10 protein-coding genes and 1 riboswitch are annotated in these 13524 nt (G+C 70.4%); of the genes, 2 read left to right on the plus strand and 8 right to left on the minus strand.

The window, feature by feature from the left end; translation table 11 throughout:
• Positions 1 to 27: 27 nt before the first annotated feature.
• On the minus strand, positions 28 to 627 hold the full coding sequence (locus V4F39_RS14480; protein ID WP_332290238.1) for an OmpW/AlkL family protein: 600 nt from the start codon (positions 625 to 627) through the stop codon (positions 28 to 30).
• Between the two features lie 250 nt (positions 628 to 877).
• On the opposite strand from V4F39_RS14480, the gene V4F39_RS14485 reads away from it, so the two are divergent.
• The gene (locus V4F39_RS14485) at positions 878 to 2821 is read left to right on the plus strand and encodes a GGDEF domain-containing phosphodiesterase (protein WP_332290239.1); all 1944 of its coding nucleotides are present in this window, start codon (positions 878 to 880) and stop codon (positions 2819 to 2821) included.
• A gap of 24 nt (positions 2822 to 2845) precedes the next feature.
• On the opposite strand, the gene V4F39_RS14490 is transcribed toward V4F39_RS14485, so the two are convergent.
• Positions 2846 to 3331: an Lrp/AsnC family transcriptional regulator gene (locus V4F39_RS14490; RefSeq protein WP_332290240.1), complete on the minus strand. Its 486-nt coding sequence runs from the start codon at positions 3329 to 3331 to the stop codon at positions 2846 to 2848.
• 158 nt (positions 3332 to 3489) lie between these two features.
• On the opposite strand from V4F39_RS14490, the gene V4F39_RS14495 reads away from it, so the two are divergent.
• Positions 3490 to 4458, plus strand: coding sequence for a tripartite tricarboxylate transporter substrate-binding protein (locus tag V4F39_RS14495; protein WP_332290242.1), 969 nt, complete (start codon positions 3490 to 3492; stop codon positions 4456 to 4458).
• A 3-nt stretch (positions 4459 to 4461) separates the two neighbouring features.
• Here V4F39_RS14495 and thiC read toward each other — a convergent pair whose 3' ends face one another.
• The 6 genes from thiC to V4F39_RS14525 all read right to left on the minus strand — a co-directional run bounded on the left by thiC (position 4462) and on the right by V4F39_RS14525 (position 13377).
• Positions 4462 to 6312 (minus strand): phosphomethylpyrimidine synthase ThiC, encoded by a 1851-nt coding sequence (thiC, locus tag V4F39_RS14500; RefSeq protein WP_332290244.1) that lies wholly within the window; start codon positions 6310 to 6312, stop codon positions 4462 to 4464.
• A gap of 88 nt (positions 6313 to 6400) precedes the next feature.
• A riboswitch (TPP riboswitch) is annotated at positions 6401 to 6505 on the minus strand.
• A gap of 38 nt (positions 6506 to 6543) precedes the next feature.
• Complete coding sequence (locus tag V4F39_RS14505; protein ID WP_332290245.1) at positions 6544 to 7494, minus strand: MBL fold metallo-hydrolase; 951 nt, start codon at positions 7492 to 7494, stop codon at positions 6544 to 6546.
• A gap of 41 nt (positions 7495 to 7535) precedes the next feature.
• Positions 7536 to 8777, minus strand: a complete 1242-nt coding sequence (locus V4F39_RS14510; protein WP_332290246.1) for a type II toxin-antitoxin system HipA family toxin — start codon at positions 8775 to 8777, stop codon at positions 7536 to 7538.
• On the minus strand, positions 8774 to 9025 hold the full coding sequence (locus V4F39_RS14515) for a helix-turn-helix transcriptional regulator (protein ID WP_332290247.1): 252 nt from the start codon (positions 9023 to 9025) through the stop codon (positions 8774 to 8776). The genes V4F39_RS14510 and V4F39_RS14515 overlap by 4 nt, the downstream gene beginning before the upstream one ends.
• A 54-nt stretch (positions 9026 to 9079) precedes the next feature.
• The gene (locus tag V4F39_RS14520) at positions 9080 to 9976 is read right to left on the minus strand and encodes a response regulator transcription factor (protein WP_332290249.1); all 897 of its coding nucleotides are present in this window, start codon (positions 9974 to 9976) and stop codon (positions 9080 to 9082) included.
• On the minus strand, positions 9973 to 13377 hold the full coding sequence (locus V4F39_RS14525) for a hybrid sensor histidine kinase/response regulator (RefSeq protein WP_332290251.1): 3405 nt from the start codon (positions 13375 to 13377) through the stop codon (positions 9973 to 9975). Before V4F39_RS14525 ends, V4F39_RS14520 begins: the two co-directional genes overlap by 4 nt.
• Between the last annotated feature and the right edge of the window lie 147 nt (positions 13378 to 13524).

Genomic DNA, 13524 nt, shown 5'->3' on the forward strand with positions numbered 1-13524 from the left:
GCCCCGGGCCCGCAATGCCCCGCGGCATCAGAAGCGCTTGCCGAACCCGACCGAGAACAGCAGCGGATCGGCCTTGAACTCGCCGAGCTTCGCGCCGGCGGCCGACACGTCGGTGCGGATCTGCACCTTCTTCAGGTCGACGTTGACGAGCCATCCGTTGCCCATCGGTACGTCGAAGCCCGCACCCAGCGCCAGGCCCCAGCTGTTCTTGTCGATGCGCACGCCGGGCGGCAGGTCGACGCTGGAGAAGCGGGTGTAGTTGATGCCCGCGCCGACGTACGGCCGCCAGCCCATGCCGGTGAAGTGGTATTGCAGGCTCAGCGTGGGCGGCAGGTGCTTCAGCGAGCCGATCTTGCTGCCGCCGGCCCGCAGGTCGTGCTTCTGCGGGTAGGTCAGGACCAACTCGGCGGCGATGTTCGGCGTGAAGAAGTAGGTGACGTCGACTTCCGGAAAGGTCTTGTTCTTCAGGCTCAGGTCGAGCGGGGTGCCGTCCTTGTCGGCCGAATCGAGGTGCAGCGCGCGGGCGCGCACGATCCAGTGGCCGGTGTCCTGCGCCCGGGCGGCGGGGGCGGCGATCGTCAGGGCGGCAGCGGCGGCGAGCGCCAGCGCATTCCAGCGCTTGTTCATTCGAACTCCTTGGTGGGATGAGGGGGTGCGGGCATCAAGGGCCCGCACGCCATTGAGCCGTGCCGTGCACGCCCAGGGTTTGTCCCAGCGCAAAAAGCGCCAGCGGCTCGGCGCGCCGTCGAGGCGCAGGTTGATGCGCGTCAAACCACCAGGCAAACCGAAATCACATTTGCATTTTTTATCAATTAACCCCATATTCAGGGGGTGCCTGTCGCACATGCAGGCTGCACACGCACTTCGAGGACACCGCATGGCTCCGATCCCGGAAGCGCTGCCGGCCATCTGGGCCCAGGCCGCCCGACAGCTGCCCTTCCTGCTGCTGCAGGCAGCGGCCGTGGGCGGCATCCTCGCCATGGTCGGGCTTCGCAGGCGCGGCGTCGGCACCGGTTTGCTGCTGGGCACCCTGGGCACGCTGCTCGCGCTGATGGTGGTCGAGTGGATGCACTTGCCCCAGAAGCCTTATCTGCGCAGCGACCTGCTGTTCCTCGCGGGCCTGCTGGGCGGATGGCGCTCCGCCGCGGTGTGCCTGGCGATGGCGTGCGCGACGCGCGTCATGCTGGGCGGGCACGCACAGCTCGCCGCGGCCGTCCTCGACATGGGCGTGGTCACGCTGGCCGGCACGCTGATGCACCCGTGGCTGCTGCGCCGCGCGCGGGCGGGCCTGGCGCCGAAGGACGTGCTGGCGGCCTGGGCGGTGCGCACGCTGGCCGGGATGGCCACGCTGCCGCTCGCGCTGTGGCTTCAGCTGGCGGCGCCGGTCGCCGCGGCGCAGAACCTCGCGCTGCGCACGTTGGGGGCCGCCATCTCGCTGGCCCTGATCGCGGCGATCTTCGCGCTCCTGCGGCGCGAGGCCCGGGAGCACGAGGCTCACGTGCAGCAGCTCGCCAGCGCCCGCATCGACCCGCTCACCGGCCTGCCCAACCGACGCGGCCTGACGGAGTACTTCGACCGCCTCCTCTCGCACGATCCCCAGGCGGCCCACACGCTGGTGCTGATCGAGGTGGGCAACATGACGGACATGGTGCTGGCCCACGGCCACGACTGGACCGACCGCTTCTGGCGCGACCTGGCGCCGCTGATGCACGAAGACCGCGCGGGCGGGCTGCTCCAGCCCTACGCACCGGCCTGCTTCCTGTTCTCCGACCTCACGCTCGCCGTGGTGCTGCACCGGGTGGCGCTGGCGGACGTCGAATCGCGGAACCTCGTGCCCCGGCTGCATGCCGAACTGTGCGACGCGCTGCGCTGCCGGCGGCCCGGCCCGCTGCCGCAGCTGCACTACGGCGTGGCCGAGGCCGGGCCCGGGGCAACAGCCAGCACCGCCGCGGCGCTGCGCAACATCAGCCTTGCGCTGCGCAGCGATGGCCAGACGGTGCGCTACTTCCGCCAGTCGATCGCCGAGAAGGCACAGCTCGATGCACAGGTGCGGCAGCTGCTGGCACAGTGGATCGTCTCGCGGGAACCGCCCCTGCACTACCAGCCGAAGTGCGACCTGCGCACCGGCCGCGTGGTGGGTGCCGAGGCGCTGCTGCGCGCGCAGGACGGCCAGGCGCGGCCGATCGCACCCGGCCACGTGATCGACATCGCCGCGCGCCACCACCTGCTGGCCGAGTTCGAGTGGTGCACCATCGATGCGGTGGTGCGCGACATCGATCGCTGCCGCCGCACGGGTCTGCCGATCTCGCTGGCGGTGAACGTCTCCGCGGCCTCGATGGGGGTGCCGAGCTTCGGGCGCCGCGTGGCCGACCTGCTGCACGGCGCCGGCGTGCCGGGCCGCCAGCTCGCGCTCGAGATCACCGAGACCAGCCCGGTGCCCGACATCGACACCGTGCGCCACAACATGCAGCAGCTCCACGCGATGGGCGTGCGGCTGTCGCTGGACGATTTCGGCACCGGCTATTCGGCGCTGTCGCTGCTCGCCAAGTTCCCCTTCAGCGAAGTGAAGGTCGACCATTCGATGGTGGCCCGGCTCGACCAGCCGCGCATGCAGGCCGCCGTGTCGCTGGCCCATGAAAGCGCGCGCCGCTACAACGCCACGCTGATCGCCGAGGGCATCGAGACGCGCGCGCAATGCGAGCGGCTGCGGGCACTGGGGCTGGAGTACGGCCAGGGCTACCTGTTCTCTCGCGCGGTGCCGATCGAGCGGATGCTGGCGCTCGGCCCGGTGCTGCCCGCGGGGCTGGCCCTCGCGGCCTGAGCACGGCAGCCGGGCGCGGGCCGCTCAGCGCCCGTCGCTGGCAGGCGGGATCGGCAGGTCGTCGTAGGGCTTGAACTCCTGCAGCGAGAAGCTGGTGTGCACCTGCTTGACGCCCGGCAGGCGGTGCAGCTGGCGCTGCAGCAGCGCGGAATAGGCATCCAGGTCTTCCGCGACCACCATCAGCAGGAAGTCCGAACTGCCGGTGACCGCGTGGAACATCACCACCTGCGGGATCCTGCGCACGGCCTCGACGAACTCGAACGAGCGCTCGTCGTTCTGGAAGTCGATACTGATGTTGACGAAGGCCACCACGCCGTAGCCGAGGGCCCGGCGGTCCAGGCGCGCGTGGTAGCCCTTGATCAGCCCTGCCTCCTCCATGCGCCGGATGCGCCGCCAGCAGGGCGACTGCGACAGGCCCGCCATCTGCGCCAGCTCGCCGGTGGTCAGCCGCGCGTTGGTCTGCAGCGCAGCCAGCAGCTGGCGATCCACCGTGTCGATGTCCGAGCGCATCAAGCGACCCTCAAGCTTTGATCTGGAGAATTGATTATGCGGCGGCCACAATGGCGCGGAACGCAGCGGCCCGCGCACGAGAGTTCCGCGCATCAGCGCCGCCGGCACCCCTCAACCCATCGAGCCGAGAACGCGCCATGAAGCCTTCAGCCTCCCTCATGACCCTCGCCCGCGCCGCGCTGGCCCTGGGCCTGGCCGCCTGTGCGGCCGCCGCGCCTGCGCAGGACGCCCGGCCGGTCCGGATCCTCGTCGGCTTCGCGGCCGGCGGCAGCACCGACGCCATCGCCCGCCACCTCGCCGCCGGCCTGCAGCAGGAACTCGGCCGCACGGTGCTGGTGGAGAACCGCCCCGGCGCCGGCGGCCAGATCGCCGCGCAGGCGCTCAAGGCCGCGCGGCCCGACGGCGAGACGCTGTTCCTGTCGAACAGCCACACGGTCTCGATGATCCCGCTGACCATCCTGAAGCCCGGCTTCGAGCCGTCGAAGGACTTCGCCCCGGTGGGCCTGGTGGCGGTGAACCCCGACGTGTTCGCGGTCAGCGCCACCGTGCCCGGCAGCGAACGCATGGGCCTGCGCGAATTCGGCCAATGGGCCAAGGCCCACCCGGGCCAGGGCAACGTGGGCGTGCCGGCCCAGGCCAGCGCGCCGGATTTCGCGGTGGGCGTGGTGGCCAACGCGCTGGGCGCGGACCTGAAGTCGGTGCCCTACCGCGGCGACGGCCCGGTCGCGCAGGACCTGATGGGCGGCCAGATCCCCGCGGGCATCGGCTCGGTGGGCGCCATGCTGCCCGCGGCCAAGGCCGGCAAGCTGCACATCGTGGCGGTCAACGGCAGCACGCGCCTGCCGCTGCTGCCGGAGGTGCCCACCTACGCCGAGTTGGGCATCAAGGGCTACGAGGAAGTGATCTTCACCGCGATGTTCGCGCCCGCCGGCACGCCCGCCCCGCTGCTGCAGGGCTACAGCACGGCGCTCGCGAAGATCGTGAAGTCGCCCGAGTTCGTCGGCAAGCTGGCCGAGCTGGGCATCGTCGCCGCGTCCAGCACGCCGGCCGAGCTGAACGCACGCATGCAGGCCACCCACGCGGCCTGGACGACGATGGTGAAGAACGCCGGCCACAAGCCGCAATAGTTTCTACGCCACCGGCCGGATCGGCACGTACAGCTCGCCGCCGGCCGCCTTGAACTCGGCCGATTTCTCGCTCATGCCCTTGGCGGCGAAGTCGCGCACCTCCTGCGTGATCTTCATCGAGCAGAACTTCGGCCCGCACATCGAGCAGAAGTGCGCCTCCTTGCTGGAGTCCTTCGGCAGCGTCTCGTCGTGGAAGTCGCGGGCGGTGTCGGGGTCGAGGCCGAGGTTGAACTGGTCGGTCCAGCGGAACTCGAAGCGCGCCTTGGAGAGCGCCTCGTCGCGCGCCCGCACGCCCGGGTGGCCCTTGGCCACGTTGGCCGCGTGCGCGGCGATCTTGTAGGCGACGATGCCCTGCTTCACGTCCTCGCGGTCGGGCAGGCCGAGGTGCTCCTTCGGCGTGACGTAGCAGAGCATCGCGGTGCCCATCCAGCCGATCATGGCCGCGCCGATGGCGCTGGCGATGTGGTCGTAGCCCGGTGCGATGTCGATCGTCAGCGGCCCCAGCGTGTAGAACGGCGCCTCGTGGCAGTGCTTGATCTGCTCGTCCATGTTGGCCTGGATCATGTGCATCGGCACGTGGCCCGGGCCCTCGATCATGGTCTGCACGTCGTGCTTCCAGGCCACCTGCGTCAGCTCGCCCAGCGTGCGCAGCTCGGCGAACTGGGCTTCGTCGTTGGCATCGGCGCCGCTGCCGGGGCGCAGGCCGTCGCCGAGCGAGAAGCTCACGTCGTACGCCTTCATGATCTCGCAGATCTCCTCGAAGTGCGTGTAGAGGAAGCTCTCCTGGTGGTGCGCGATGCACCACTTGGCCATGATGGAGCCGCCGCGCGAGACGATGCCCGTGCGCCGGTTGGCGGTGAGGTGGATGAACGGCAGCCGCAGCCCGGCGTGGATGGTGAAGTAGTCCACCCCCTGCTCGGCCTGCTCGATCAGCGTGTCGCGGTAGATGGCCCAGGTGAGGTCCTCGGCCACGCCGCCCACCTTCTCGAGCGCCTGGTAGATCGGCACCGTGCCGATGGGCACCGGGCTGTTGCGCACGATCCAGTCGCGCGTGGTGTGGATGTTGCGGCCGGTGCTGAGGTCCATCACGTTGTCGGCGCCCCAGCGGATCGCCCACACCAGCTTCTCGACCTCTTCCTCGATGCTCGACGTGACCGCCGAGTTGCCGATGTTGGCGTTGATCTTCACCAGGAAGTTGCGGCCGATCGCCATCGGCTCCACCTCGGGGTGGTTGATGTTGGCCGGGATGATGGCGCGGCCGCGCGCCACTTCGTCGCGCACGAACTCGGGCGTGATCAGCGCGGGGATCGCCGCGCCCATCGGGTTGCCGCGCAGGCGCTGCTCGCGGCCGGCATCGGCCAGGTATTCGCGCATCCACTCGCGCTTGCCGTTCTCGCGCAGCGCCACGTATTCCATCTCGGGCGTGACGATGCCGCGGCGGGCGTAGTGCATCTGCGTGACGTTGGCGCCCGGCTTCGCACGGCGCGGCGTGCGCTGCAGGCCGGCGGCTTCGGCCCGCAGCGCGGCGATGCGCTGCGCGTCGCGGTCCTCGTGCTTGGCGCCGTCGTCCAGCGCCATGCGCGCCCGGCCTTCGTAGTGTTCAGTGTCGGCGCGCTCGTCGAGCCACGGCGTGCGCACGTCGGGCAGGCCGCGGCGCACGTCGATGGCCGCGGCCGGATCGGTGTAGGGGCCGGAGGTGTCGTAGAGCGAGACCACCTCGCCGTTGGTCAGCGACACGTCGCGCACCGGCACGCGCAGGTCGGGCCGCGAGCCTTCGATCCAGGCCTTGCGGGATGCGGGGAAGGGTTCGCGCGTCAGCGTGAGCAGTTGCGCGAGCTTGTCGGGGGCGTTCATGCGGGTCTCCTTCGGGGGCGTGGCGGTTGCATGCTCCGAAGGTCGGCCCCGCGGCGCGGAGGGCCCGCAACGGGGCGCCTCGCGCGAAGGGACATGACACAGCTCTTCTTCCGCCGGTATTAACCGGTTCAAGTTCGCGGGTTCGGATTCACCATCTCAGCAGACCTGTCGGCCTGCACCCCGGAGCGGGGCGGATTGTGGGCTCCGCCCGCTAGCCATGTCAAACGCCGTTTATTTGACCGGCGCGTAATCGATCGGCACGAAGCGGTAGCCGGCGCCCTCGGCCCGCAGCCGGCCGATGCCCGGGAACGGCAGGTGCGCGGCGGCCACGAGGTAGCCGCCCTTGGCCGCATCGGTATAGGCATTGCGGCGCTGTACCGAAGCCGACTTGCTGTCGACGTCGAACTGGATCGTCACCACCGGCTTCGCGAACTGCACCGCCGACACGTGCATCAGGTCACCCCACAGCAGCAGCTTCTGGCCTTTCGATTCCACCGCGTAGACGCTGTGGCCGGGCGTGTGCCCGTAGGCCGCCAGCGCGCGCACGCCGGGCACCAGCGTGGTGTTGCCGTCGAAGGTCTTGAGCTTGCCGGCATCGGCATAGGGCTTGGCCGAGGCCATCGCGCCCTGGAAGAAGCCCTTGGCGGCCTCGGGCGCCTTGGCCAGCTGCTCGGCACTCAGCCAGTAGCCGGCATCGCGCTGGTCGACGTGCAGCGTCGCGTTGGGGAACACGGCCTGGCCGTTGGCCATCACGCCGCCGACGTGGTCGGGGTGCAGGTGGGTGATGACGACCGCATCCACCTGCTCGGGCTGGTAGCCCGAGGCCTTGAGGTTCTCGACCAGCTTGCCCAGCGTCGGGCCGAACAGGCCCGCGGCACCGGTGTCGATCAGCACCAGCTTGTCGCCGGTGTTGACGAGGTAGCCGTTGACCGAGGTGCGCACCGGATTGGCGGTGAACGAGCGCTTCAGCAGCGCGTCCACCTCGCGGGGCTTGACGTTGGTCAGCAGCTGCTTGACGTCGAGGTCGACCGTGCCGTCGGACAGCGCGGTCACTTCGAAGTCGCCCAGCATCATGCGGTACCACCCAGGCGCCTGCGTGCCCACCTGCGGCGCGCCCGCGTGCGCGACCATCGCGGCGGCCAGCGCCACCATCGCCACGCTCCTCTTGATCGCCTTCTTCATCATTCGCTCCTGAAACAGCCCTCGCTGCCGAGGCCGGGAGGTTACGACGCAGCGCCACGCCCGCGCTGGCGGAAGGTCACCCGGAAATCGTCGACACCCTTGCGCACCGCCGCTTCGAAGCCGGGGACTTCGGCCGCCAGGCCGGCGTGCTCGGACAAGACCCCGGCAACGGCGTCGCACAATTCGAGCAGCCGTTCGCCGGCACGCGCGCGCGCGATGCGGCACCTGTCGGCAAAGTCCAGCAGGTGCAGGCGCGAGGCGAAGAGGCTCTTGCTGCCCGACAGCGTGAGCGCCAGCGCATCCTCCGGCAGGTAGCAGGTGGTGCTGGCGATGTCGAAGGCAGGCGCCAGGCGCACGGGGGCGTCCTCCGGCGTGTCGTACAGCAGGCCGAAGTTCTTCAGATGCGCATCGCCATTGCCCACGATGCACGACAGCGCCACGATGTCGAACAGCTGGGCCAGCGAGGGCGCCACGTGCTCCGGCGAACAGAAGGCGCCGATGAGCCTGGCGATGTCTTCGTAGCGGCCGCTGTACTTGAGGCCGGCCCCCTTGCCCGACAGCACGGCCATGTCCTCGAAGCCGATCGCGCGGCCCTCTTCGGTGCGATCGAAGCGGCGCATCACGAACAGCGTGCGGTCGTCGGACAGGTAGAACGCCGGCACCGGCATGCCGGCACGCTGCGCGGCGCTCATGCAAAGGAACTCGTTGATCGCAAGGCCCGGGAACTCGCCCAGCCCCGACTTGACGATGAGATCGGACGTGAACGCCGCCGCCTTCGAAGGGGCTTGCGGCGAAGCCTCCGGCACCAGCACCTTAGGCTGCACGCCGCTGAGCGCGGAGCGGGTGAGGTAGCGGTCGATGAGGCTGTCGAACAGGCCGCCCGCGCCGCGGTAGGCCAGGATGTCGGTGAGCCGTTCGCCGGGCATCGGGCCTGCGCCGGACGATGGCGCCGCGACGCCCGCTGACGCCGCAGCGGCAAATCGAACGCGCCCGATCGGCGCACCGCCGCCGAGCAGTGCCAGCAGCACCATCGGATCGGTGCCACTGGTCTTCGCCAGCAGGTTCTTCAGGCGCTCCAGCAGATAGCCTTCGGGGAGGTTCATCTGGAAGACGGGATGCAGCTCGGGCCGCTCGTAGGCCTGCAGGCGCGGCGGCATCGTCAACGAGACGGCGGCCTGTGGCGCCGCGTGGCCGCCGTAGGCGAAGACGTAGCCCGATGCTTCGCGCGCCAGCACGCCGGCCGGCCCTTGCGGGGTGGAGACATCGAGGCGATCGATGCTCATTTCAGGAAGTCTTCCAGCTCGTCGAGCGTCGGGCGCCGCGCCGGTACCACCTTCAGTTCGGCCCCCAGCGCCCCCAGCAGGCGCGCATAGGCCCCCGCCGATACCGTGGCCCGGCCGGCCTCGGCCTGGACCACCTTCAGCCGCGGCAGGCCCACCCGCTCGGCGAGTGCGGCCTGCGTCAAACCACGCTGCAGCCGCAGCTCGCGCAACTGCGCACCTACACGCTCCAGCAGCAGGTCGGCATCCATGGGATGGATCTTAAACGATGCATTTTCTCCATTGTGTATCGATTACGATACTTTTTAAGCACCGGCACCCAGCTCCCGGCTCGCCAGCGCCGCCGCCGCCGCCCGCGTCTCGACGCCCAGCTTCTCGAACACGTGCTCCAGGTGCTTGTTCACCGTGCGCGGGCTCATGCCGAGGATCTCGGCCATGTCGCGGTTGGTCTTGCCCTTGGCCAGCCACGACAGCACCTCGGCCTCGCGCGGGGTGAGCGCGGCCTGGCTGAGCCGGCTCGGTGCCGCCGCGGCCGCGGTGCGCACCTGCATCAGCAGCATGCGCTCGCCCAGCCCGGCAGGCCCCAGCGGCCGAACGGTGAGCACGCGGCCGTCGGGCGCAGGGCATTCGCGCGGCTGCGCGTCGGGCGAGGCCAGCGCGCGCAGCAGCTCGGCCAGCGGCGCGGTGCCGCTGTCGGGGAAGAAGTCGGCCAGCCAGGCGGCCGCCTGCGGCGATCGCCAGGCCGCGCGGCCCTGCGCATCGACCACCAGCACGCCGTAGCCGGCCACGTCGACCGCTTCGCGCGCCAGGCGCACGCTGCGCGCGTTGCGCACGTGCGTGGCCAGGCGCGCCAGCACCTCCTGGGCGCGCAGCGGCTTGACGACGTAGTCGACGCCGCCGCTGTCGAAGCCCTCCACGATGTGCGTGGTCTCCGACAGCCCGGTCATGAAGATCACCGGGATGTGCGACAGCGCCGGGTCGGCCTTGATGCGGCGGCAGGTCTCGAAGCCCGACAGGCCCGGCATCACCGCATCGAGCAGGATGGCGTCAGGCACGACGAGGCCGAGCCGTTCGAGCGCCGAGGCGCCGTCGCGCGCCACCAGCACGGTGTAGCCGTCCTCCTCCAGCGCCGTGCACAGCGGCCCCAGCGACTGCGGCGCGTCGTCGACGACGAGGACGATGCGGGAGAGGTTCCCGTTCATCGCACGTCCTCCTCGACCTCGTCGTCCGAATCCTGCCGCAGCATCAGCGCCAGCTCGTCGGCCAGCGCATCGAGCTCGAAGCGGTCGACCGCCTGGCGCAGGCGCGCGATCTCGGCGGCGCACGCGGGGTGCTGGCCCAGCGCGATGTCGAGCGTGCGCTGCAGGCCGTGCACGTGGCCCAGCCGGGCCTCGCGCATCAGCTCGCTGACCAGGCCGATCGGCAGCGCCGGGCCCTCGGCCGCGGCCGGGACGCCGTTCGTCCAGTGCGGCAGCGCCAGCTCGGCCAGCCATTCCACCTGCAGGTGCTTCTGCAGTTGCGCGAGCAGCTCCGACTCCATCACCGGCTTGTCGACGAAGCCCTGGCATTGCGCCGCGGCCAGGCGCTCGGGCTGGTTCTCGAACGCGTTGGCCGACACGATGATGATCGGCAGCGACACGAAGCCCGCCTCGCGCAGCGCCGCGGCGGTCTGCCAGCCGTCCATGCCGTCCATCGTCACGTCGAGCAGCACCGCGTCGGGGGGCTGGGCCCGCACGCTCTCCAGGCACTCGCGGCCGCTGGCCGCCTCGCGGATGCGGAAGCCCAGCGGCATCAGCATGCCGGCGATCATCTGCCGGTGCGTCGGCTGGTCGTCCACCACCAGCAGCGTGCGGCGCGCGCCGAAGTAGCCGCTGACGGGCCGGTGCGTGGGCCGTGCGGGCGCGGGCTCGTGGATCTCGCGCAGGTACAGCCGCACGACGAAGGTGCTGCCCTCGCCGGGCGCGCTCTTCAGCGTGAGTTCGCCGCCCATCAGCTGCGTGAGCAGGTGCGTGATGGTCAGGCCCAGGCCGGTGCCGGGCTCACCGGTGCGGCGGCCCGCGCTGCCACGCTCGAAGGGCAGGAAGATGCGCTCCTGCTCCTCGGCCGCGATGCCGATGCCGGTGTCGATGACCTCGAAGCGCACCACCTCGCGGCGGTAATCCAGCCGCAGTGTGATGCCGCCCTGGTCGGTGAAGCGCACCGCGTTGCCCAGCAGGTTGATGAGGATCTGCCGCAGCCGCTTGGCATCGGCGTTCACGTAGGCCGGCACGCGCCCGCTGGTCTGCAGCGCGAAGGCCAGGCCCTTGGCCTCGGCCTGCGGCGCGACCATGCGCACCAGGTCGTCGAGGAACTCGTGCATCGGCAGCGGCGCCGGGTCGAGCCGCAGCCGGCCGGCCTCGATGCGCGCCAGGTCGAGCAGGCCTTCGATCAGGCTGCGCAGGTGCTCGCCGCTGCGCTGGATGGTGTCGACCGACGCGCGCCGCGCGCCCTGGATCTGCTCGTCCTTCAGCAGGATCTGCGCATAGCCGAGGATGCTGTTGAGCGGCGTGCGCAGCTCGTGCGTGATGCCGGCGACGTAGCGCGTCTTGGCCTGGTTGGCGGCCTCGGCCAAGTCCTTCGCGGCCTGCAGCGCGGCGTCGGTGCGCTTGTGCGCCTCGATCTCGCGCGTGAGCAACTGGTTCTGGCGGTTCGATTCGTCCTGCGCCATGCGCCGGCTTTCACTGGCCAGCACGATCCACCAGGCCGCCACCGCCGCGGCCAGCGACAGCAGCGCGAACACCTTCAGGAACGGTGCCTGCAGCGAGGCGGCGTCGGCCGCGCCCACCACCGTCTCCTGGTCGTACACCACGCCCAGGATGGCGGCCAGCAAGGCCATCAGCGACAGCGCCACGCCCAGGTACTGCGCCACGCGCGAGTGCCCGTGCGCGGCCACCGACGGCGGCAGCACCGCCGCCAGCGCGCGGCCCACCTGCTCGGCCGCGCGCGCGCCGGTCTTGCAGCGGTCGTGGCAGCGCGATTCGAGTGTGCAGCACAGCGAGCAGATGGGCGCGTCGTAGGCCGGGCACTGGGCCATGTGTTCCGACTCGAAGCGGTTCTCGCACACCGAGCAGGTCACCGTCTCGCCGGGCGCCCAGGCTGCGGTGTTGCGGCGGGCGAGGTAGTAGCGGCCCTGCGTGCGCCACGCCAGCAGCGGCGACACGCCCATCGCCACCACCAGCGCGATGAAGGGCGAGAACGCCCCGGCCGCCGGCCCGAACACGCCCGCGTACGCGGCCACCGCCAGCAGCGCCGCCACCAGCGTGGCGCCCAGGCCCACCGGGTTGATGTCGTACAGGTAGGCGCGGCGGAACTCGATGCCGCGCGGGCTCCAGCCCATCGGCTTGTTGATGACCAGGTCGGCCACCAGCGCGCCCACCCACGCGATGGCGACGTTGCTGTAGAGGCCCAGCACGCGCTCCAGCGCCTCGAACACGCCCAGCGTCATCAGCAGCACGGCGATCATCACGTTGAACACCAGCCACACCACGCGGCCCGGGTGGCTGTGCGTGAGCCGCGCGAAGAAGTTGCTCCACGCCAGCGAGCCGGCGTAGGCGTTGGTGAGGTTGATCTTCACCTGCGCGATGACCACGAACACGATGGTGGCCAGCAGCACGTGCTCGGGGTTGTCGAACACATAGGCGAAGCCGGCGATGTACATCTGCGTGGGGTCGCCCGCCTTCTCGGCCGACACCTGGTGCTGCAGCGCGATGAACGCCAGGAACGCGCCGCCCAGCATCTTCAGCATGCCGGGCACGATCCACCCCGGCCCGGCCACCAGCACCGCCGCCCACCACTGCCGGCGGTTGGCATGCGTCTTCTTGGGCAGGAAGCGCAGGTAGTCGACCTGCTCGCCGATCTGCACCACCAGCGAGAACGCCACCGTGGTGGCGGCGCCGAACATCAGGCCGTCGAAGCCGGGGCCGCCCGACACCCGCCCGGCCAGGCCGGTGAACTGCGCGTAGAGCGACGGGTCCTTGACCGCGATGGCCAGGAAGGGGCAGAAGAACAGCACGATCCACACCGGCTGCGTCCACCACTGCAGGCGCGAGATGAGCGTGATGCCGTGCATCACCAGCGGCACGATCAGCAGCGACGACAGCAGGTAGCACAGCAGCAGCGGCCAGCCGAAGTAGAGCTCCAGCGCGTGCGCCAGGATGGCCGCCTCCAGCGCGAAGAAGATGAAGGTGAAGGTGGCGTAGATCAGCGAGGTGATCGTCGAGCCCAGGTAGCCGAAGCCGGCGCCGCGGGTGAGCAGGTCCATGTCGACGCCGTAGCGCGCGGCGTAGTAGCTGATGGGCAGGCCGGTGAGGAAGGTGATGAGCCCGACGACGAGGATGGCCCACAGCGCGTTCTGGAAGCCGTAGCTCAGCGCGATGGCCGCGCCGATGGCTTCCAGCGCCAGGAACGAGGTGGCGCCGAACGCGGTGTTGGCGACGCGGAACTCGCTCCACTTGCGGAAGGTGCTGGGCGTGTAGCGCAGCGCGTAGTCCTCCAGCGTCTCGTCGGCGACCCAGCTGTTGTAGTCGCGGCGGATGCGGAAGATCTTCTGCGTGGGCTGCGCCAAAGCGGGGCTCCTCGGAATGGGCACGGCGGGGGCCGGGCGCTTGCAAGAAGCGAACCCAGGCGCGCTCGGCGGCGGCTACGTCGAATGACGTATTCGTGCGTATCAGGGCTTCTCCCAAGATGCGGCAACGCCCCGCTTCACCAACGC

It is taken from the genome of Aquincola agrisoli (assembly GCF_036621135.1).
GTDB lineage: Bacteria > Pseudomonadota > Gammaproteobacteria > Burkholderiales > Burkholderiaceae_C > Aquincola > Aquincola agrisoli.